At 72.3% G+C, this 19706-nt stretch carries 21 protein-coding genes; 10 read left to right on the top strand and 11 right to left on the bottom strand.

Going from position 1 to position 19706, the window contains the following annotated elements:
* Positions 1-48: 48 nt before the first annotated feature.
* Positions 49-657, top strand: a complete 609-nt coding sequence (locus MTP13_RS14130; protein WP_243568344.1) for a histidine phosphatase family protein — start codon at positions 49-51, stop codon at positions 655-657.
* Positions 658-663: 6 nt separating this feature from the next.
* On the opposite strand, the gene MTP13_RS14125 is transcribed toward MTP13_RS14130, so the two are convergent.
* Both MTP13_RS14125 and MTP13_RS14120 read right to left on the bottom strand, forming a co-directional pair.
* On the bottom strand, positions 664-1761 hold the full coding sequence (locus tag MTP13_RS14125) for a glycosyltransferase family 4 protein (RefSeq protein WP_243568343.1): 1098 nt from the start codon (positions 1759-1761) through the stop codon (positions 664-666).
* A complete protein-coding gene (locus tag MTP13_RS14120; protein ID WP_243568342.1) occupies positions 1758-2648 on the bottom strand; it encodes an alpha/beta fold hydrolase in 891 nt (296 codons plus the stop codon). The genes MTP13_RS14125 and MTP13_RS14120 overlap by 4 nt, the downstream gene beginning before the upstream one ends.
* Positions 2649-2708: 60 nt before the next feature.
* Here MTP13_RS14120 and MTP13_RS14115 point away from each other — a divergent pair, with 60 nt between their 5' ends.
* Positions 2709-3407 carry an exonuclease domain-containing protein gene (locus MTP13_RS14115; protein WP_243568341.1) on the top strand — a complete coding sequence of 233 codons (699 nt, stop codon included), beginning with the start codon at positions 2709-2711 and terminating at the stop codon, positions 3405-3407.
* 163 nt (positions 3408-3570) lie between these two features.
* On the opposite strand, the gene MTP13_RS14110 is transcribed toward MTP13_RS14115, so the two are convergent.
* The 3 genes from MTP13_RS14110 to glgA form a co-directional block, all read right to left on the bottom strand.
* Entirely contained in the window at positions 3571-3825 is a 255-nt protein-coding gene (locus MTP13_RS14110) for a type B 50S ribosomal protein L31 (RefSeq protein WP_243568340.1), read from the bottom strand.
* Positions 3826-3968: 143 nt separating this feature from the next.
* The gene (locus MTP13_RS14105) at positions 3969-4757 is read right to left on the bottom strand and encodes an ABC transporter ATP-binding protein (RefSeq protein ID WP_243568339.1); all 789 of its coding nucleotides are present in this window, start codon (positions 4755-4757) and stop codon (positions 3969-3971) included.
* 65 nt (positions 4758-4822) lie between these two features.
* Positions 4823-6010 carry a glycogen synthase gene (gene glgA, locus MTP13_RS14100; protein WP_243568338.1) on the bottom strand — a complete coding sequence of 396 codons (1188 nt, stop codon included), beginning with the start codon at positions 6008-6010 and terminating at the stop codon, positions 4823-4825.
* Positions 6011-6102: 92 nt separating this feature from the next.
* Here glgA and glgC point away from each other — a divergent pair, with 92 nt between their 5' ends.
* Both glgC and serB read left to right on the top strand, forming a co-directional pair.
* Positions 6103-7350 carry a glucose-1-phosphate adenylyltransferase gene (gene glgC, locus MTP13_RS14095; protein WP_243568337.1) on the top strand — a complete coding sequence of 416 codons (1248 nt, stop codon included), beginning with the start codon at positions 6103-6105 and terminating at the stop codon, positions 7348-7350.
* Positions 7347-8015: a phosphoserine phosphatase SerB gene (serB, locus tag MTP13_RS14090; protein ID WP_243568336.1), complete on the top strand. Its 669-nt coding sequence runs from the start codon at positions 7347-7349 to the stop codon at positions 8013-8015. The genes glgC and serB overlap by 4 nt, the downstream gene beginning before the upstream one ends.
* Before the next feature lie 378 nt (positions 8016-8393).
* On the opposite strand, the gene MTP13_RS14085 is transcribed toward serB, so the two are convergent.
* The 3 genes from MTP13_RS14085 to MTP13_RS14075 all read right to left on the bottom strand — a co-directional run bounded on the left by MTP13_RS14085 (position 8394) and on the right by MTP13_RS14075 (position 11136).
* Positions 8394-9749: an HNH endonuclease signature motif containing protein gene (locus MTP13_RS14085; RefSeq protein WP_243568335.1), complete on the bottom strand. Its 1356-nt coding sequence runs from the start codon at positions 9747-9749 to the stop codon at positions 8394-8396.
* A gap of 198 nt (positions 9750-9947) precedes the next feature.
* Positions 9948-10415 (bottom strand): hypothetical protein, encoded by a 468-nt coding sequence (locus MTP13_RS14080; protein ID WP_243568334.1) that lies wholly within the window; start codon positions 10413-10415, stop codon positions 9948-9950.
* Between the two features lie 10 nt (positions 10416-10425).
* A complete protein-coding gene (locus MTP13_RS14075) occupies positions 10426-11136 on the bottom strand; it encodes a beta-ketoacyl-ACP reductase (protein WP_243568333.1) in 711 nt (236 codons plus the stop codon).
* Between the two features lie 144 nt (positions 11137-11280).
* Between MTP13_RS14075 and MTP13_RS14070 the strand changes: the two genes are divergently transcribed.
* The 3 genes from MTP13_RS14070 to MTP13_RS14060 are packed head-to-tail and all read left to right on the top strand — an operon-like array spanning position 11281 to position 12703.
* Positions 11281-11601 carry a DUF3099 domain-containing protein gene (locus tag MTP13_RS14070; RefSeq protein ID WP_243568332.1) on the top strand — a complete coding sequence of 107 codons (321 nt, stop codon included), beginning with the start codon at positions 11281-11283 and terminating at the stop codon, positions 11599-11601.
* Entirely contained in the window at positions 11598-11840 is a 243-nt protein-coding gene (locus MTP13_RS14065; RefSeq protein ID WP_243568331.1) for a hypothetical protein, read from the top strand. The genes MTP13_RS14070 and MTP13_RS14065 overlap by 4 nt, the downstream gene beginning before the upstream one ends.
* Positions 11837-12703: an SURF1 family cytochrome oxidase biogenesis protein gene (locus tag MTP13_RS14060; protein ID WP_243568330.1), complete on the top strand. Its 867-nt coding sequence runs from the start codon at positions 11837-11839 to the stop codon at positions 12701-12703. The genes MTP13_RS14065 and MTP13_RS14060 overlap by 4 nt, the downstream gene beginning before the upstream one ends.
* Positions 12704-12787: 84 nt before the next feature.
* On the opposite strand, the gene MTP13_RS14055 is transcribed toward MTP13_RS14060, so the two are convergent.
* Positions 12788-14386: an ABC-F family ATP-binding cassette domain-containing protein gene (locus MTP13_RS14055; protein WP_243568329.1), complete on the bottom strand. Its 1599-nt coding sequence runs from the start codon at positions 14384-14386 to the stop codon at positions 12788-12790.
* A gap of 117 nt (positions 14387-14503) precedes the next feature.
* Between MTP13_RS14055 and MTP13_RS14050 the strand changes: the two genes are divergently transcribed.
* Entirely contained in the window at positions 14504-15610 is a 1107-nt protein-coding gene (locus tag MTP13_RS14050; protein WP_243568328.1) for a winged helix DNA-binding domain-containing protein, read from the top strand.
* Positions 15611-15698: 88 nt separating this feature from the next.
* Here the strand turns inward: MTP13_RS14050 and MTP13_RS14045 are convergent, their stop codons facing one another.
* Positions 15699-16262: a YceI family protein gene (locus tag MTP13_RS14045; RefSeq protein ID WP_243568327.1), complete on the bottom strand. Its 564-nt coding sequence runs from the start codon at positions 16260-16262 to the stop codon at positions 15699-15701.
* A 133-nt stretch (positions 16263-16395) separates the two neighbouring features.
* Positions 16396-17562 (bottom strand): glycoside hydrolase family 3 N-terminal domain-containing protein, encoded by a 1167-nt coding sequence (locus MTP13_RS14040; protein WP_243568326.1) that lies wholly within the window; start codon positions 17560-17562, stop codon positions 16396-16398.
* Positions 17563-17653: 91 nt separating this feature from the next.
* Here MTP13_RS14040 and MTP13_RS14035 point away from each other — a divergent pair, with 91 nt between their 5' ends.
* Together MTP13_RS14035 and MTP13_RS14030 are read left to right on the top strand one after the other, a co-directional pair.
* Entirely contained in the window at positions 17654-18808 is a 1155-nt protein-coding gene (locus MTP13_RS14035) for an aggregation-promoting factor C-terminal-like domain-containing protein (protein WP_243568325.1), read from the top strand.
* A gap of 80 nt (positions 18809-18888) precedes the next feature.
* Complete coding sequence (locus MTP13_RS14030; RefSeq protein ID WP_243568324.1) at positions 18889-19701, top strand: oxygenase MpaB family protein; 813 nt, start codon at positions 18889-18891, stop codon at positions 19699-19701.
* Positions 19702-19706 lie beyond the last annotated feature (5 nt).

The raw sequence follows: 19706 nt of genomic DNA, 5'->3' as shown, positions 1-19706 counted from the left end.
CGTGAGTTCGGTGCGTGAGTTCGCCGGCGCATCTGCGAGCATGGTCTGATGACCGAGCTCAGCAGGATGCCGCTCGCGCCCGTCACGATCGCGCTCGTGCGGCACGGCGAGACCGATTGGAACCGTGAGCGGCGCATCCAGGGCCTCACCGACATCCCGCTGAACGACACGGGGCGTCGGCAGGCCGCCGAGGCGGCCGAGGCGCTGCGCACCGAGTCGTGGGACGCGATCTACGCGAGCCCGCTCTCCCGCGCGGCGGAGACGGCGTCGATCATGGCCGAGCGGCTCGGGCTGGCCGCGCCCGTGCACGTTCCCGAGCTCGTCGAACGCCGGCACGGGGCGCTCGAGGGCCTCGACCCCGAGGGGCGGGCCGCGCTCGAGGCATCCGCCGCGACCATCGAGGGACTCGAGCCGCGCTCTGCGGTCATCGAACGCAGCTCGGCGGCGCTCCTCGCGCTCGCCGAACGGCACTCCGGCGGGCGTGTGCTCGCGGTGGCGCACGGCGGCGTCATCCACTCGCTCATCCTGCACCTCAGCGACTGGACGCTGCCGGCGCCCGGCTACCGCATCGACAACGGTTCGGTGCACCTCGTGCGCGTCGCGGACGGCGCGCTCGAACTCGTCGAGCCCGAGCGGCTCACCGGCACCGCGGACTGAGCGTGCTCAGCGGCGGCGCCGGGTGCGGCGGCCGCCCTGCTCGGCGACCGTGCGCTGCATGAGCTCGAGCAGCCGCTCCGCGGACGCGGCCCAGGTGTAGCCCGCCGCCCGTTCGACCGCGAGCTCCGAGCGTCGCGCCCACTCCTCGTCGGCCTCGAGCTCGCGCACCGCGCGGACGAGATCGTCGGGGTCGGCCGGGTCGAAGTACTCGGCGGCGTCGCCGCCGATCTCCCGGAAGATCGGGATGTCGCTCACCACGATGGGCGTGCCGAGGCGCATCGCCTCGACGAGCGGGATGCCGAAACCCTCCGCGCGCGAGGCGTGCACGAGTGCGGTCGCGCTCGAGAGCAGCTCGGCGTACTCCTCGTCGCTCGCCCCGTCGTGGAAGACGATCCGCGCGTCGGGGGCGAGCCTCGTGAGCCGACGACGCTCGTCGTCGCTGATCCGGCTCATCAGGTGCAGCTCGTGGTCGGGCAGCTTCGCCGCGGCCCGCACGAGCGTGTCGACGCCCTTGTACGGCATGAACGAGCCCATGTAGACGAGCCGGCCGCGGGCCGGTCGCTGCCGCGGGAGCTCGGGTCGGCCGAGTTCATCGGAGGCGTTCGGTACGACGGTGACCTCGCGCTTCGTCAGGCGGTGCTCGGCGATGAGTCCCGCCGTGGTCTCGGACACCGTCACGACGCGGTCGGCCCGGTTCAGCAGCACCCGCTGCGGCCACCACGCGAGGTGGTAGAGCCGCCAGAGCAGCCGCACCGGCCACGGCAGATTGCGCGGCGGGGTGCGGTTCTCGTAGTAGATGAGATCGTGGAGGGTGAGCAGCAGCCGGTAGTCGCGGCCGAGCGAGCCCATCGTCTGCATCGGCGAGAAGACGAGATCCGGCTTCAGCCGCTTCACCTGCAGGGCGACGAACGGCTCGAGCGGACTCGTGGGCCCGCTCACGAGCTGCCAGGGCAGTTCGGGCAGCAGCTCGAGCTGGCGGTGGTCGTTGATCAGCATGGTGACGGGATGGCGCTTGCCGAGCTCGCCGACGAGGCCGGCGGTGAACCGGCTGATGCCGTCGTGCTGCCCGATGCGGGTGTACCTGCAGTCGAAGACGATCCTCACGCGGCCGCTCCGTGCGGCACGAACCCGAGGATGCGGCGCGCGGCGTCGCCCGGCGCTTCGTAGTGGATGAGGTGGCCCACCTCGGGGATGACTTCGAGACGCGCGTCGGGGAAGCGCTCGACGAGCGCATGCTGAGCCGACAGCGGGGTGATGTCGTCGCGCTCGGCCGCGATGAGCAGCACGGGAACGTCGATGCGCGGCGCGAACTCGCGCACGTCGTGGCTGACCGAGGCCCGGAACGCCTCGAGCAGGCTGTCGCGGTCGCTGAACGCCGAGAAGTAGCGGTCGTGCTGGTCGTGGATGAACCGGCGGAGCTCGCGCGAACGGGTCTTCGCCATGGTCACGCTCATCACCCGCACGATCGCGCGGTTCTTCAGCACGGCGAAGCCGGCCCGCTCCGGAAGGGCGGCCGCCGCCCGGTAGTACGCGACCGCGAGGCGCGTCATGACGCCCCGGGGGCCTTCGAGCGCGGGCGCCCCGATCGGGTTCACCAGCACGAGACGCTCGGGGCGGAGCCCGCCGGCCACCGCGGCGGACGCCACGATCGAGCCGAAGGAGTGGCCGAGCAGCGTGTACGCGCCGTCGAGCTCCAGCGCGGCGACGAAGGCGTCGAGCCACGCGGCGTAGCCGGCGATGTCGTGCGGGCCGTCGAGCGGCGCGGACTCGCCGAAGCCCGGAAGGTCGGGCGAGACGATGCGGAACCCCGGCAGGTTCGCGACGATCGGCTCGAGTCCGTGGTGGTCGCCGCGAAAGCCGTGGACGAGCACGATCACGGGTGCGCCGGGCTCGCCGTACTCCCACCACGCCGTCGTCGAACCGAGCACCGTGGTGCGGTGTTCGCGCACGGGGATGCGCTCGAGCTGGGCGGCGTAGGGCGAGGGGGTCATCCGTTCCAGTCTACGGCGCGGCAGCCCCGAGCTGTCGGAGGCCGCACGTAGGGTGACGGCATGATCGATGCCACCGCCGACTGGGCCGACACCCTCGCCGTCTTCGACCTCGAGACCACGGGCATCGACATCGACACCTGTCGCATCGTCACCGCCTACGTCGGCGTGCTCGATCGCGAGGGCCGCATCGTCGAGCAGCGCAGCTGGCTCGCCGACCCCGGGGTGGAGATCCCCACAGCAGCGAGCCTCATCCACGGCGTCTCGACCGAACGCGCCCGGGCCGAGGGGCTGCCGGCCGCGCGCGTCGTCGCCGAGATCGTCGCGGCGCTCGCCGACGCCGCGGGTCGCGGGCTCCCGATCGTCGCCTACAACGCCGCGTACGATCTCTCGGTGCTCTCGCGCGAGGCCGAGCGCTACGGGGTCGTTCCGCTGCCCGGTCCGGGGCCCGTCGTCGATCCGCTCGTCATCGACAAGGCGGTCGATCGCTACCGGCGCGGCAAGCGCACGCTGACCGCGGCCGCGGCGCACTACGGGGTCGAGCTCGTCGACGCCCACGACGCGGGCGCCGATGCCGCCGCGGCGGGCCGGGTGGCGCAGGCGATCGCCCGGGCGTTCCCCGAGGTCGCGGTGCTCGCCGCGGCCGAACTGCACCAGCGTCAGGTCGAGTGGGCGCGCCTCCAGGCCGAGAGCTACCAGGACTGGCGGCGGCGCAACGGCGAGCCCGAGTTCGTCGCTGTGGGCGCCTGGCCGCTGCGCTGAGCAGCGCGGGATCGGGGTGCTGCGCTGAGCTGAGCGCGGTCCGGTGCGCCGAGCGCGGGCCGCTGCATCCGCTCCCCCGGGTCATCCGGTCGTTCAACGCCGAACGGGCGGACGACCCGAAGGTCGCCCGCCCGTTCTCGCGACGGTGCTCGTCGCGGTGGTCTTACTTGGAGCCGCCGAAGCCCTTGAAGCGCTGGTTGAACTTCTCGACGCGGCCGGCCGAGTCCATGATGCGCTGCTTGCCCGTGTAGAACGGGTGCGACTCGCTCGAGATCTCGACGTCGATGACCGGGTAGGTGGCACCGTCGAGCTCGATCGTCTTGTCGCTCGTCGCGGTCGAACGCGTGAGGAACGTGGCGCCGGACGCCAGGTCGCGGAAGACGATGGCGTTGTACTCGGGGTGGATGTCGGTCTTCATGAAGACTTCCTTGATCAGTAATCGAGATGGATGGGGATTCCGCCGCCGTGGCCGACCGCTCGCTTGGCGCAGTACGGCGGCAGGGAAGCTCAGTGGCCCTCGGGCCAGCTCACGAGTTTAGCAGATGCAGCGGTGCGCCGCCCTCAGGCGGTCGCCCGCGCGGCGAAGCGGCCGTCGTTCTCGCTCAGCTCGATCGGCAGGCCGAAGGTCTCGCTCAGGGTGTCAGCGGTCAGCGCCTCGGCGAACGGGCCCGACGCGACGACCTCCCCCTGCTTGAGCAGGAGGGCGTGCGTGAAGCCCTGCGGGATCTCCTCGACGTGGTGGGTGACCATCACGATGGCGGGCGAGGACGCCGAGGAGGCGTAGCCGCCGAGGAGTCCGACGAGCTCCTCGCGGGCGCCGAGGTCGAGGCTCGCGGCCGGCTCGTCGAGCAGCAGGAGCTCGGGGTCGGTCATCACGGCGCGCGCGATCTGCACGCGCTTCTGCTCGCCGTCGGAGAGGCTGCCGAAGCGGCGGTCGGCAAAGCGCTCGAGGCCCCACTCGGAGAGCACCCGCTGCGCGCGACGGAGGTCGATCTCCTCGTATTCCTCGTTCCAGCGTCCCGCGACCGAGTAGGCGGCGGTGAGGACGACGTCGAGGACGGTCTCGGACTTCGGCAGCTTGCGGGCCATCGCGGAGGAGGCGAAGCCGATCATCGGGCGGAGCTCGAAGACGTCGACCTTGCCGAGCGACTCGAGCAGCACCTCGGCCTCGCCCGAGCTCGGGTGCATCGCGGCCGCGGCGATCTGCAGCAGGGTGGTCTTGCCGGCGCCGTTCGGGCCGAGCACCACCCAGCGCTCATCGGCCCTGACCGTCCAGTCGATCCCGTCGAGGATGGTGTTCCCATCGCGGACCACCGACACATCGCTGAACTTCAGAACCGTGCTCGCCATGCGATCCATGCTATCGGCAGCCGGGGGCCTCGACGGCCCACCCCAGAACCGTGCACCGGAGCCCGTCAGCGGGCGAGCGCCGCGCGGTACACCTCGCGAGTGCGATCGGCGATGGCGGCCCAGCCGAAGTGCGCCTCGGCCCGTTCTCGGCCGGCCGCGCCGAGCCGACGGGCGCCGTCGGGATCGGCGAGCACGCGCTCGAGTGCGGCGGCGAGATCGGCGACGTACCGCTCGGCGTCGAGCGGTGTGCCGGTGCCGTCATCCGCCTGTTCGATCGGCACGAGCACGCCGGTGACCCCGTCCTCGACGACCTCCGGGATGCCGCCGGTCGCCGTGCCGACGACGGCCGCACCGCACGCCATCGCTTCGAGGTTGACGATGCCGAGCGGCTCGTAGATCGACGGGCAGACGAACGCCGTGGCCGCGGTGAGCACGGCCGTCAGCTCGGGCCGCGGCAAGTGTCGGTCGATCCAGACCACGCCGTCGCGTTCGCGACGGAGCTCCTCGACTAGGCCGGTGACCTCGGCCATGATCTCAGGGGTGTCCGGGGCGCCGGCGCAGAGCACGAGCTGGGCGTCGGCGGGCAGTCGACGTGCGGCGCGCAGCAGGTACGGCAGCCCCTTCTGCCGCGTGATCCGACCGACGAACACGATGGAGGGGCGGTCCGGGTCGATCCCGAGGGAGCGCACGAGCGCGGCGTCGTCGTTCGGGGCCCAGTCGACGAGATCGATGCCGTTGTAGACGACCTCGACCCGGGCCGGGTCGATCGCAGGGTACGCGCGGAGGATGTCCCGGCGCATCCCGTCGCTGACCGCGATCACGGCGTCGGCGTCCTCGAACGCGGTGCGCTCGACCCACGACGACAGGGCGTATCCCCCGCCGAGCTGCTCGGCCTTCCACGGCCGGAGCGGCTCGAGGCTGTGCGCGGTGACGACATGCGGCACGCCGTGCAGCCGCTTCGCGGTGAAGCCGGCGAAGTTCGCGTACCAGGTGTGCGAGTGGACGAGGTCCGCCCCCGAGACGTCGCCGGCCATGAGCAGGTCGACGCCCATCGTGCCGAGCGCGGCGTTTCGGCCGTCGAACTCGGCCGGCGGCGTGTACGCGAAGGTGCCGGGCTCCTCCCTGGGGGCCCCGAAGCAGCGGACGCGGACCTCGAGGTCCCGGCGGAGCGCCCGGACGAGCTCGGCGACGTGCACGCCGGCGCCTCCGTAGACCTCCGGCGGGTATTCCCTGGTGAGCAGATCGACCAGCATGCGGCCACGCTAGCGCAGCGCGGCGAGGCCGCGCTGGACTCGGATCGACTCGGAGGGGACGAATCCGCCCCTCGCTCGTTACGCTGGGGACCATGGTTGCGCGCAAGGTCTTCGCGATCGTCCTCGCCGGCGGCGAGGGCAAGCGATTGATGCCCCTGACCGAGGACCGTGCGAAGCCGGCCGTGCCGTTCGGCGGGCAGTACCGGCTCATCGACTTCGCGCTCTCCAACCTGCTGAACTCGGGTCTGCGCCAGATCGTCGTGCTCACCCAGTACAAGTCGCACAGCCTCGACCGCCACGTCTCCCAGACCTGGCGGTTGAGCGGGCTGCTGAACTCGTACGTCGCCTCAGTGCCCGCCCAGCAGCGGCTCGGCAAGCGCTGGTTCTCCGGCTCCGCCGACGCCATCCTGCAGAGCCTGAACCTGATCCACGACGAGCGCCCCGACCTCATCGTCGTCGTCGGCGCCGATCACGTGTACCGCATGGACTTCGCGCAGATGGTCGATGCCCACGTCGAGTCCGGTGCCGCCGCGACGGTCGCGGCCATCCGCCAACCGATCTCGCTCGCCGATCAGTTCGGCGTCATCGAGGTCGACGCCGAGCGGCCAGACCGGATCTCGCGCTTCCTCGAGAAGCCGACGCACCCGGTCGGCCTCCCCGACGCGCCCGGCTCGGTGCTCGCCTCGATGGGCAACTACGTCTTCGACGCCGACGCCCTCATCGACGCGGTGAAGCGCGACGGCGACCGTGCCGACTCCGGGCACGACATGGGCGGCGACATCATCCCCGCCTTCGTCGAGGAGGGGCGCGCCGGCGTCTACGATCTGCAGCGCAACGACGTGCCGGGCGCCACCGACCGCGACCGCTACTACTGGCGGGATGTCGGCACCATCGACTCGTACTTCGAGGCGCACCAGGACCTCATCTCGGTGCTGCCCGTGTTCAACCTCTACAACCGGGAGTGGCCGATCTTCAGCCAGCAGCTCAACTCGCCTCCGGCGAAGTTCACGAGGGACGCCCGCGGCGCCCTCGGTACCGTCATCGACTCGATCGTCTCGCTCGGCTCGGTCATCTCCGGCGCGCACCTCGAACGCAGCGTCATCGGGCCGTGGGCCATGGTGGGCTCCGGCGCGCACGTCGCCGACTCGATCCTCTTCGACCGTGCCCGCATCGAGGGCGGCGCCACCGTGCGCCGGGCGATCCTCGACAAGGAGGTCGTCGTCGAAGAGGGCGCACAGGTCGGCATCGACCGGCAGCAGGACCTCGCGCGCGGCTTCATCGTGACCGACAGCGGCATCACCGTCGTGGGCAAGGGCTCGCGCATCCGGGCCCGCGCGTGAGCGCCGCAGCCCTGGCCGCCTCGGGCGGCCCCCTCGTCGTGCTCGACGCGGACTCGACCCTCATCCGCGAGGAGGCGATCGAACTGCTCGCCGAGGAGGCGGGGACGCTCGCGCATGTCGCGGCCGTCACCGAACGGGCGATGCGCGGTGAGCTCGATTTCGCGGAGAGCCTGCGCGAGCGGGTGGCGACGCTCGCCGGGCTGGATGCCTCGATCCTCCCTCGCGTGCGGGAGCGGATGACCCCGACGCCGGGACTCGACCGCCTCATCGCGGGCGTGCATGCCGCGGGCGGGCGCATCGGCGTCGTCTCGGGCGGCTTCCATGAGCTCCTCGACCCGCTCGCCGAACGGCTCGGCCTCGATCATTGCCGGGCGAACCGGCTGGAGATCGACGGCGGGCGGTTCACCGGACGCGTGCTCGGTCCGATCATCGACGCCGAGGCGAAGGCCGTCGCGCTCGCCGAGTGGGCGGCGGCCGGGGGCATCCCGCTCGCTCGGACGATCGCGGCCGGCGACGGCGCGAACGATCTGCGCATGCTCGAGACGGCGGCGCTCGGCGTCGCGTTCTGCGCGAAGCCGGTCGTACGGAGTCGGGCCGATGTCGTCATCGATCGCCCGGACCTTGCGCAGCTGCTCCCCCTCGCCGGGCTCGCCGACGTCGGGTAGGGGCCCACGGCGGTTCAGCCGGTGCGCTGCACAGGTCGGGATGCCCGACTGGACTCTCGCCGATCGGGCTGCGCTGATCCGCGGTGACGTGGTGCCCTGATCTGGGGTGCAGACGGGGTGCCCGGATCTTGGTGCAGACGGGGCGCTCGGATCTTGGTGCAGGCGGGGCGCTCGGATCTTGTGCCCGGATCTTGGTGCAGACGGGGCGCCCGGAGGCACCGACCAGTGCCGAGTGGCGTCGTGGCCGCCCGCTGCACGAGTGCGCCGCGCCTACGTTGCGCCGCGCTGTGGCGTGCCAGCGCGGGGTTGCGCTCGATGTCCCGGCCGGACGTGCCTGACCGTGCCGACTCGCGCGCGCAACGACGCCAGCAGGCGTGCTCAGAAGGGTGCGGGTTCGGGGTAGCGCTCGGGTTCGGGGTAGCGCTCGGTGTCGTGGTGGGGTGGGTGTTCGGGGGTGCTGGGTGGGTTTCGGGGTGGGTGCGGGTGTTGGGGTGTGGTGGTGGCGGTGTGTCCGGTGGGGGTGTGCCAGGTGATGGTGCCGTTGGGGGTTCGGGTGACGTGGAAGCGGGTGTGGTGTTTGAGGGTGTGGTCGGTGCGGCAGGTGGGGGCGAGGTTGGTGGTGTTGGTGGGGCCGCCGTGGGTCCAGGGGGTGAGGTGGTCGAGGTCGCTTTGGTGGGCGGGGCGGGTGCAGCCGGGTCGGGTGCAGGTGCCGTAGTGGTGGGTGAGCCAGCGGCGTTGTGCGGTGGTGGTGCGGTAGCGGGTGTGGTCGAGGGTGAGTGGGGCGGTGGTGATGGGGTCGGTGATCATGCGGAGGAAGGTGGGGGCGTGGGCGAAGAGGTGGCGGGCGGTGTCGTCGTCGATGGGGCCGTGGCCGTCGAGTTCGGCCGGCGTGTACCCGCTGCCCGGGGTGGTGGTGTTGGTGAGGGTGAGGGCGGGGATGGTGATGAGGATCTCGGTGCGTACGGCGGTGGGGGTGCCGTGGCCGGTGAGCCAGTCGGTGGCGGTGTCGGCGCGGAGTTGGTCGAGGGTGCGGGTTTCGCCGGCCTGGCCTGACTGCTGGGTTGCGGTCGTGGTGGTGCGGGCGTGGATGCGGGCGGCGTCGACGGCGGAGATGTAGAGGCTGATCCACGCCATCCCGTCGGGGGCGGGTTCGAGGATCAGCCGTCGGGTGGTGTGGGCGCGTTGGTGGCGGGCCGAGGTGGTGTCTGGGGGTTCGAGGTGGGTGCGGAGCCGTCGGGCGCGCTGCCGGAATCGGGGTAGCGGGATCGTGCCGGCAAGACCCGCGAGGGCCTCGTCGAACTCGGTCAGTGCGGCGGCGTGCCGGGCCGCATCGGCGGCAGAATGGTGCGGGTCGTTGAGGGGGATGCCGTCGAGGGTGTCGAGTGCGGCGCGTACTTCGGCGTAGGACGCGATGCCGTCGCGGAACCTCGCCCACAGGCGGGGCAGGTGCCGGTGCGCGACGGCGGCGTGGTGGGCGCGGGACCGGATCGTCGCTGCCGGCAGTTGTAACCGCATCGACAGTTCCGCCGCGACCGAGCGGGCGGCGAGCTCGCCGACCGGGATGCCGCCGCGAGACTGGGCGTGGTGCGCGTCGGCGTGGACGTACAGTTCGGGGTGGCTGTTGGCGAGAGCGAAGGCCTGCCGGTAGGCGTCGAGTTGTGCGGCCTGCATCCGGTTCGCTTCCAACTGGGCGCCCTCGGCGGCATCCAGGGTGGCTTGGAGTTCGGCGAACACGGCTCGTGACCCGCCCGCGGCCGACGCGACCCGCCACCCATCCAACGAGGGCCACTCAGGCTCAGCCCACTCGGCAGCACTGACCGCGGCCGGGTCGGCCAGGCCATCAGAGTGCAGCGGGTCCATCCCCCAACACTATCGAACACATCTTCGAAACCGGCTCCCGAAGTGGCGCTGTGGAAAACCCGCGCGGAGGACTCAGGCCGAGTCCACCTCCGAGAAGTCTTCGACTCCGCACGGGGTGGTCCCCTCGAAGAGCACCCCGATTCCGTACGGGTCCGCCAGCTCCAGACGCGACTCCGCGAAGCGCAGCATCCAGCTCCCGTCCGACCAGAGCACCGCTTCGGGCGCACCGAACGGCGGCTCGGCGCGCTGCAGTTCGAGGAGCTCAGGTCCGCTCACGCCGAACTCCGGTTCGCGAAGCCGCTGCTGCAGGTACTCCGCGGCGGCGCCGGCGAGCTCATCGAACCGGACGACGACGAGCCCCGCGAGCCGCAGCACGTCCTCCCCCGGTCGGTCGACCGGATCCATGATGATGCTCACCGAACGCAGCCGACCGTCTCCTGCGGGCTCGATGCTCGCGGTCCAGCACGCGATCGGCTCGGGCGCGTCGATGCGGACGAACTCGGCGCCCGAGACGTCCAAGCGGGTCGGGAGATCGACCATGGGTCCGCGCCTAGTGCCCCATGCCGAGGCCGCCGTCGACGGGGATGACGGCGCCCGAGATGTACGCGGCGTCGTCGGACGCGACCCAGGCGACGACCTTCGCGACCTCGCTCGGCACCGCGAAGCGGCCGGCCGGGATGTTCTTCTTGTACTCGGCCTGCTGCGCTTCGGGCAGCGCGTCGGTCATGTCCGTCTCGATGAAGCCCGGCGCCACGACGTTGGCAGTGATGCCGCGCGCGCCGAGCTCGCGAGTGAGCGAGCGGGCCATGCCCACGAGCCCGGCCTTCGACGCCGAGTAGTTCACCTGCCCGGCGGAGCCGTACAGGCCGACGACGCTGGAGATGAGCACGACCCGGCCGAAGCGGGCCTTGAGCATGCCCTTGGAGGCGCGCTTCACCACACGGAAGGCGCCGCCGAGGTTGGTGTCGACGACCTGCTCGAAGTCGTCGTCGCTCATCCGCATGAGCAGCGTGTCGCGGGTGATGCCGGCGTTCGCGACGACGACCTCGACCGGCCCGAGCTCGGTCTCGATCTCGGCGAACGCGCGATCGACGGACTCGCTGTCGGTGACATCCGCCCGAACCGTCAGCGAGCCGGCGGGGCCCTCGCCCGAGCGCGCCGTGACGGCGACCCGGTGGCCCTGCGCGAGGAACTCCTCGGCGATCGCGTATCCGATCCCCCGGTTGCCCCCGGTCACCAGCACGGTGCGGCTCGTCGTCATGTCGGCTCCATTTCGAGTCGGAAAAGATGGCGGGCCTCGCCCGAGGCCCGTCCCAGCATAGAACGTCGTCCATTCCCGGCATCCGCTCGGCCGAGACGGACGTAGGCTTGAGAGGAGGAGCGCCGTCAGAGCCCGGCGACCATCATGAAGCAGCAGTCGATCACCTCGCTGCCGCCCTCCCCGGATCAGGAGCGGCGCGCGCGCATGCTCAAGTACACGATCGCGATGACGATCCGCGTCGGATGCATCTTCGCCATGCTGTTCGTGCAGGGCTGGTGGATGGCGATCTTCGCGGCGGGCGCCATCTTCCTGCCCTACGTCGCCGTCGTGCTCGCGAACGCGCAGGGCACCGGCCGCGCCGGGCAGATCGTCTCCCCCGAGCGCGCCCTTCCCGCTGCGCCCACGCACCCCCGAGACGACGACGGCCCCCGCGGCCCCGATGCATCCACTGGGGACCGGGCATGATCGGCGGTCTGGGCGGAAGCCCCACGGAGGTCATCTGCTCGCGGGCCGGCTGCAGCGCGCCCGCCGGGTGGCGGGTCGAGTGGAGCAATCCACGCATCCACACCGACGGCCGCACGAAGACCTGGCTCGCCTGCGACGACCACGTCGAATACCTTCGCGGCTTCGTCGAGGCCCGCAGCTTTCCCGTCGCCGTCAGCCGGTTCGTCCCGCCGGCCGCCGCTCCCGGAGGAGATGAATGAGCCGCTGGCGCTTCCTGATCGCCCCGCGCTGGGCCGGCTACCTCGCCCTCGTCATCGTGTTCGCGATCGTCTGCTCCGCCCTCGGCACCTGGCAGCTGAACCGTCGAGCCGAGGCGCTCGCGGAGGTGGCCCGCATCGACGCCAACTACGACGCCGAACCGATCCCGCTGGACGAGGCGCTGCCGGAGCTCGACGCCTTCGACGTCGAGCAGCGTTGGCAGGTCGTGGAGCTCCGCGGCGAGTACCTCGTGGATGACGAGGTCGTCGTCCGCAATCGACCGTTCTCCGGCACGACCGGCTTCGAGGTGGTCACCCCCTTCCGGCTCGACAACGGCGACGTCTTCATGGTCGACCGCGGCTGGGTCGCGCAGAACTCCGACGGTCGACCGAGCGAGGTGCCTGCGCCGCCGAGCGGTGAGGTCGACGTGACCGCTCGGCTCAAGGCGGGCGAGGGCCGCATCGCCGGCCGCACCTCGACGGGGCGCGAGTTCGCGACGATCGACCTCGAGGAGCTCGCCGAACGGGTGGGCGCGCCGAGCTATACCGGCGCCTACGGCATCCTCGTGCAGGACGGAGCGGATGCCGCGGAGCCTCCGCTCGCCGCCCCGCGCCCCGAGCGGGACGAGGGGCCCCACCTCTCCTACGCGCTGCAGTGGTACGTCTTCGCGCTGCTCGCCTTCATCGGCCTCGGCTGGGCGGCGAACCAGGAGCGCAAGGCGCGCGAGGAGGTCGGGCTCGACGAGGTCGAGACGGATGGCGCGACGCCACCCGCGCGCACCCAGCACCGCGCACCCCGGCGGAAGGAGCCGGCGAAGCGCGACCACGACGCGGACGCCGAGGACGAGATCCTCGACCGGCGCTGAGACCGCGCCGGGGCCGGAGCGACGCAGGCGTGCCGCGTCACGGCCGACGCCGCAGCGCCGGACCGCGCCGCAGCGCCGGACTGCTCAGGCGAGCTCGATGAGCTCCTGGTACTCGGCGCTCCAGTGGTCCTCGACGCCGTCGGGCAGGATCAGCACCCGCTCGGGGTTCAGCGCCTCGACCGCACCCGGGTCGTGCGAGACGAGCACCACGGCGCCCTCGAAGTGCGCGAGCGCGTCGAGGATCTCCTCGCGGCTCGCCGGGTCGAGGTTGTTCGTCGGCTCGTCGAGGAGCAGCACGTTGGCGCCCGAGACGACGATCATCGCCAGCGCGAGCCGGGTCTTCTCGCCGCCGGAGAGCACGCCGGCCGGCTTGTGCACGTCGTCGCCCGTGAAGAGGAAGGAACCCAGCACCTTGCGCGCCTCGGTCTCGGTGAGCGCCGGCGAGGAGGAGACCATGTTCTCGAGCACCGTGCGCTTCACGTCGATCGTCTCGTGCTCCTGCGCGAAGTAGCCGATGCGGAGGCCGTGCCCGGGCTCGAGCTGCCCCGTGTCGGGCTGGTCGACGCCCGCGAGGATGCGCAGGAGGGTCGTCTTGCCGGCGCCGTTCAGGCCGATGATGACGACCTTCGAGCCGCGGTCGATGGCGAGGTCGACGGCCGTGAAGATCTCGAGCGAGCCGTAGCTCTTCGAGAGATCCGACGCCTGCAGCGGGGTGCGCCCGCAGGCCGCGGGCGTCGGGAAGCGCAGCTTCGCAACGCGGTCGACGGCGCGCACCTCCTCGAGCCCGGCGAGCAGCTTGTCGGCTCGGGCGACCATCTGGTGCGCCGCGGCGGCCTTCGAGGCCTTCGCCCCGAACTTGGCCGCCTGCAGGCGCAGCGCGTCGGCCTTCTTCTCGGCGTTGGCGCGCTCCTTCTTACGGCGCTCCTCGTCGGCGGCGCGCTGGCGCAGGTAGTGCTTCCAGCCCATGTTGTAGATGTCGATGACCGAACGGTTCGCATCCAGGTAGAACACCCGGTTGACGACCTCGCCGACGAGCTCGACGTCGTGGCTGATCACGATCACGCCGCCGCGGTAGTTCTTCAGGAACTCGCGCAGCCAGACGACGGAGTCGGCGTCGAGGTGGTTGGTCGGCTCGTCGAGGATCATCGTCTCGGCGTCGGAGAACAGGATGCGCGCGAGCTCGATGCGTCGTCGCTGGCCGCCGGAGAGCGTCTTCAGCGGCTGGTCGAGGATGCGGTCGGGAAGGTTGAGGTTCGAGGCGATCGACGCCGCCTCCGCCTCGGCCGCGTAGCCGCCGAGCGCGGTGAAGCGGTCGGTGAGCGTTCCGTAGCGCTTCATGGCCTTCTCGGCGACGGCGGGGTCGTCGGAGCCCATCTGCTCGGAGGCTTCGCGCATGCCGAGCACGAGGGTGCCGAGGCCGCGGGCGTCGAGGATGCGCGTGCGGGCGAGCATCTCGGGATCGCCCGAGCGCGGGTCCTGCGGGAGGTAGCCGATCTCGCCGGAGCGGTCGATGCGGCCGCCCGTCGGAAGCGTCTCCCCCGCGAGCGTCTTCGTGAGGGTGGTCTTGCCCGCACCGTTGCGTCCGACGAGGCCGATCTTGTCGCCCGGGCTCACACGGAAGGCGACGTCCTCCATGAGCAGCCGGGCGCCGACGCGGATCTCGAGATCGGTGACGGCGAGCACGGCGGGGCCTCCTGGAGGGATGGGGATGGTGTGCCGAGCGGCACAGCCTCCCAGTCTATCGCGCTCGCGGGCGGTGCGTCGCCGCTCGGCGTCGGCGGGCTCCGGCAGACTCTGGGCATGACGACTTCCCCGACGGCGGATGCCGATCCCAGAACCGTCCGGGCGGCGCGGCTCGCGGCCCAGGGACTCGATACCGGCTTCGCCTCCCCCGCCCAGGTGGTCGACCGCCTCGTCTGCGTGCAGGCGCAAGACCTGGCGGCGGCGAAGTGGGTGCTCGGCGCCCGCATCCCTGGCAGCTCCGAGGCGCGCATCGACGAGGCGATCGACCGCGCCGAGCTGCTGCGCTCGTGGCCGATGCGTGGCACGCTGCACTTCGTCTCGCCGGAGCTGTATCGGCCGATCCTCCGCTTGACGGCGGAGCGCGTGCTCCAGCGGGCGACGACCATCCACCGGCGCGAAGGACTCGACGACGAGGTGGCCGCTCGGGCGCGCGCGGTGGCGGTCGCCGAGCTCGAGGGCGGCAGATCGGCCACGCGCGAGGAGCTCCAGGCCGCGTGGAACCGCGCCGGCATCCCGATCGAAGGTCAGCGCGGCTACCACCTGCTCTGGCGCCTCGCGAACGAGGGGCTGCTCTGCTGCGGGCCGATCGAGACGCGGGCGAGGCAGCGCTTCGCGCTCCTCGACGAGTGGTCGCCGGCCGCGCCCGGTCCGGCCCTCGACGACGACGAGGCGCTGGGGCGGTTCTTCGTGGGCTACGTGCGCGGCCACGGCCCGGTCACGGTGCGCGACTTCGCCTGGTGGGGCGGGCTCACGATGGCGCAGGCCCGCACGGGGCTCGCCGCGGCGGGCGACGCGGTCGTCGCGTACGACGCGGAGCGCTACCTCGCGGCGGATGCCTCATCGGCGCCGACGGCGCCGGCGGGACGCCAGGTGCTGGCGCCGTTCGACGAGTACTTCCTCGGCTACGGCGATCGTTCGGCGTTCTGCTCCGAGGCCGATGCGCTGCGGGTCGTGCCCGGCAAGAACGGCTTGTTCCTGCCGCTGCTCGTGGCGGACGGCGAGGTCGTGGGCACGTGGAAGCGGCGGCCGCCCCGCCGTGGCGCGGTCGGGATCGACGTCACCGCGTTCGACGCGATGCCGTCGCTGGACGAGTTCCGTCCCGCGTTCGAGCGCTGGGCGGCGTTCTGGTCGCTGACACTCGACGACGTGGTGCTCGCGGGCTGACGCGCAGGGCGATCGGCGCGCTCGGCATCCGCTGACGCGACGAGGGGCCGGGCGATCGCAGCGCCCGGCCCCTCGTCTTCGCGCGAGACTACTGCGCGAGCTGCGCCTGCAGCTCCAGGGTGATGGTCACCTGGTCGCCGAGGAGCACGCCGCCGGTCTCGAGCGCCGCGTTGTAGTGCAGGCCGAAGTCCTCGCGGTTGATGACGGCCTTGGCGGTCGCGCCGGCCTTGTAGTTGCCGTAGGGGTCGCCGCCGAAGCCGCCGAAGTCGAAGTCGAAGGTGACGGGCTTCGTGATTCCGCGGATGGTGAGGTCGCCGTCGACCTTGAAGTCGCCGCCCTCGACGCGGACGCCGGTCGAGACGAAGTCGATCGTCGGGTAGGTCTCGGCCTCGAAGAAGTCCCCGGTGCGCAGGTGCGCGTCGCGGTTGGGCTCGTTCGTCGACACGGACGCGACCTCGGCGGAGGCGGTCACGGACGAGTCGAGCGGGTTCTCCGCGGTCACGAAGGTGGCGTCGAAGCGCTCGAACTTGCCCTTGACCTTGCTGATCATGAGGTGGCGGATCTGGAAGCCGACCTCACTGTGGGCGGGGTCGATGGTCCAGGTGCCGGCGCGGTAGCCGGGGATGTCGATGGTGGGTGCGGTCGTCGTCATGAGGGTGGTCTCCGATGTCGATTCGTCGGGGCCGGTCGGCCCGCTTCGATGACAACGCATGGAATCCCGAGATGTATTCCAACGCATACGAAAAATTTCTGCGCCGCTGCGATCGCCGCGCGTACGGCCGCGCTCAGTCGGCCGCGAGCTCGCGGCGCAGCGTCAGCACCCGGAGCGCCGCCTCGTCGAGGCGGGCCTCGGAGATGCGCCCCGAGCGCACGGCGTCGGCGATCGCGGCCGTCAGCCCGTCGACGGAGATGCCGAACTCCGACGGATCGGCCGGCAGCACGTACAGCAGCAGGTCCGAGCCCGAGGCGACCGCGCGGATCGCGTTCTCCCCCGGGTCCTGGTACTCCTCGAGCCCGTTGTGCTGCAGCATGAGCAGATCGTCGGTCACCACCACGCCTTCGAAGCCGAGCTCCTCGCGGAGGATGCGATGCCACTCCGTCGACAGCGACGCGGGAGCCGGGTCGACGGCCGGGAAGACGAGGTGGCCGGTCATGACGAGCTCAGTGCCGGCGTCGATCCCGGCCTGGAACGGCGGCGCGGCGATCGACCGCCATCCGGCGAGGTCGAGCGGGCTCGTCGGGAGGCTCTCATGGGAGTCCCCGGGTGCCTGCCCGTGACCGGGGAAGTGCTTGAGCGTGGACGCCACGAGGCCCTGCTCCCCCTGCACCGCACCGGCGACCAGCGGGGAGGCCGAGGCGGCATCGAGGCCGAGGACGCGACTGGAGATGAAGGAGTCCGGGTCGTCGGTGACGTCGGCCACGATGCCGAAGTTCACGTCGATGCCCGCGGCGGCGAGCACCTCGCCACGAGTGCGGAACGCGTCGGTCGCCTCGGCCGCCGAGCCGCCCCGCAGCGCGTCCGCGCCCGGCGCCGGGTCCCACGGGAGTCGCCGCACGTCGCCGCCCTCCTCATCGATCGCGATGAGCGTGCGCGCCTCGGGATCGAGCTGCACGGCGGAGGTGAGCGCTGCGAGGGCGTCGGCGTCCGCGGGGATGTTGTCGCCCATCAGGATGAGCCCGCCGATGCCCTGCTCGGCGAGCGCGCGGAGCGGGCCCGGCTCGATCCCCGGTGCATGCAGCATGAGGAGCGACGCGGCCTTCTGCTCGAGACTCATGTCGTCGAGGCGCTCCGCCGCCCACTCGGCCGCGGTCGGCGGAGGCGGCGGGGTCGGCGATGCCGACGGGGTCGGCGGCGACGCCGGAGCCGATGGCGCGGGTGCGGCACTGCACGCCGAGACGGCCAGGACGCCGACGGCGAGGAGGGCGAGCAGCCCGGCGCGTGTGCTCTGCATGGCCATCGAGTCTACGGGGCGTGTCCCATCCGGCGCCCGAGGAGGCCGCGGGTAGACTCGCCGCGCCGACGACCGCGGAGGTGGATTTCTGATGCGTTCTCGCCGCACGCTCCAGCGCGGCGCCGCGGCAGGTGCTGCGCTCATGCTGGCCGGGCTGCTTGCCGTGGCGACGCCGACCGCCGCGCTCGCCGAGGACTACCCGAGCTGGGACGAGGTCGAGGCGGCGAAGTCCGACGTGGCCAGCCGCACCGCGGAGGCCGAGCGGATCGACGCCCTCGTCGCCTCGCTCCAGGCGGAGTCCGGCCGGCTCGGGGACGCGGCCGTCGTCGCGGCCTCGGAGTCCGCCGCAGCGGACGCCGCCCTCGCGGAGGCGAGCGACCGCGCCGAGGAGCTCCAGGCCTCGGCGGAGACGGCCAGCAGCACCGCGGTCGAGGCGGCGGCGCAGTTCGGCCGGGCGTCCGCCCTGCTCGCCCGCTCCGGCTCGACAAACAGCCTGCTCACGCTGCTCAGCGAGAGCGCGCACGCCGAGGCGGGCGGCGACCCGAGCCGAACGCTCATGGCGCTGTCCCGCACCGAACGGCTCGCCGACCTCTCCTCGGGGATCGCTGCCGTCGCGACCGAGGCGAAGGCGAACGCCGACGCGCTGAGCGCTCAGGCGGCCGTCGCCGAGGACGAACGCTCGCGTCGGGCCGAGGCCGCGCGCAGTCAGGCTGAAGCTGCGGAAGCGGCGCACGCCCGCGCGGAGGCCGACGTCGCGGCGCAGCAGGCCACCCTCGACACGCTCTACGCCCAGCTGGCCAGCCTCCGCAACCGCTCGGTCGAACTCGAGCGCCGCTACCAGATCGGCGTCGACGCCCAGCGCGAAGCCGACGCCAGGGCCGCGGCCGAGGCCGAGGCGAACGGAGGGATGACCCCGGCGCCACCGCCTGGGATCGTCGTGGACCCCGACGGCGCGAAGGCGTACGCCAGGCAGGCGGTCGCGCGGTACGGCTGGGGCGACGGCGAGTACCAGTGCCTCGTGCTGCTGTGGACGCGGGAGTCCAGCTGGCGCGCCGACGCCTACAACGCCTCGAGCGGCGCCTACGGCATCCCGCAGTCGCTCCCCGGCAGCAAGATGGCGTCCGCCGGTGCGGACTGGCGCACCAACCCCGCCACGCAGATCGAGTGGGGGCTCGCGTACATCTCCGGCCGCTACGGCGCCCCGTGCGGCGCCTGGGCGCACTCCGAAGCGGTCAACTGGTACTGAGCCGAGTCGAGCCGGCCGGGCGGCGCCTCGAGGGGACCTCGTCTGGCCGGCACTCAGGCGCCGCGTGTCAGACTGGAGGCGTGGAGCACGACGAGCAGGCGACGTTCCGGCGTCATGCCGGTGACGGGAGCCTGCTCGCCGGCGGTGCCGCCGCCATCCTGCTCCAACTCGCCGACCCGCGGGTGGCCGCCGGTGTCGCGGCCCACAGCGACTTCGTGCATCGCCCGTTCGACCGCCTGCTCGGGACCCTCGACTACCTCTACGCCGTCGGCTTCGGCTCGCCGGAGCTGGCGGAGCGGATGGCCAGGCGAGTCGACGAGCGCCACCGCCCGGTGCACGGCCGGGCCACGGCCGACGGAGCCCGCTACAGCGCGTTCGACGCCGACGCCCAGCGCTGGGTGGCCGCCACGATCGCGGCGACGACGCTGCAGCTGCACGAACGCCTCGTGGGCCGGCTCCCGGCGGCGGACGCCGATCTCCTCGTGCGCCGGCTCGGGGCACTCGGCGGCAGGCTCCAGGCGACGCGGGCAGGCTGGCCCGAGACGAGGGCCGAGTTCGATCGGTGGTGGGCGGAGCGGCTCGCGCAGCTCGAGGTGGGCGACGACGCGCGACGGGTCGCGCACGCCCTCCTCGACGGCCGAGCGCTGCCGCCCGGCGTCCGGGTGCTGCTGCCCCCGGTCCGCCTGATGACGACCGTCCTCCTCCCCCAGGAGGTCCGGCGGGCCTACGGGCTGTCCTCGGCGCCACGGGTCCTCGCGGCCGGCACGGCCTGGCTCCGCGCCGTCGGGGTCGCCAGGCGCGTGCTCCCCCGAGGCATCCGCGAGCTGCCGCTGCGGCGCTCGCTCCGGCGCGCCGCGCTGGCCACCGAGTACGCTGAGCCTCGAGGACGATGACGACC

Origin of the sequence: Agromyces soli (assembly GCF_022811605.1) — a bacterium.
In the GTDB taxonomy this organism is placed as follows: domain Bacteria; phylum Actinomycetota; class Actinomycetes; order Actinomycetales; family Microbacteriaceae; genus Agromyces; species Agromyces soli.
The sequence above is the reverse complement of the archived record's forward strand: the minus strand, read 5'-3'. Positions and strand labels throughout refer to the sequence as shown.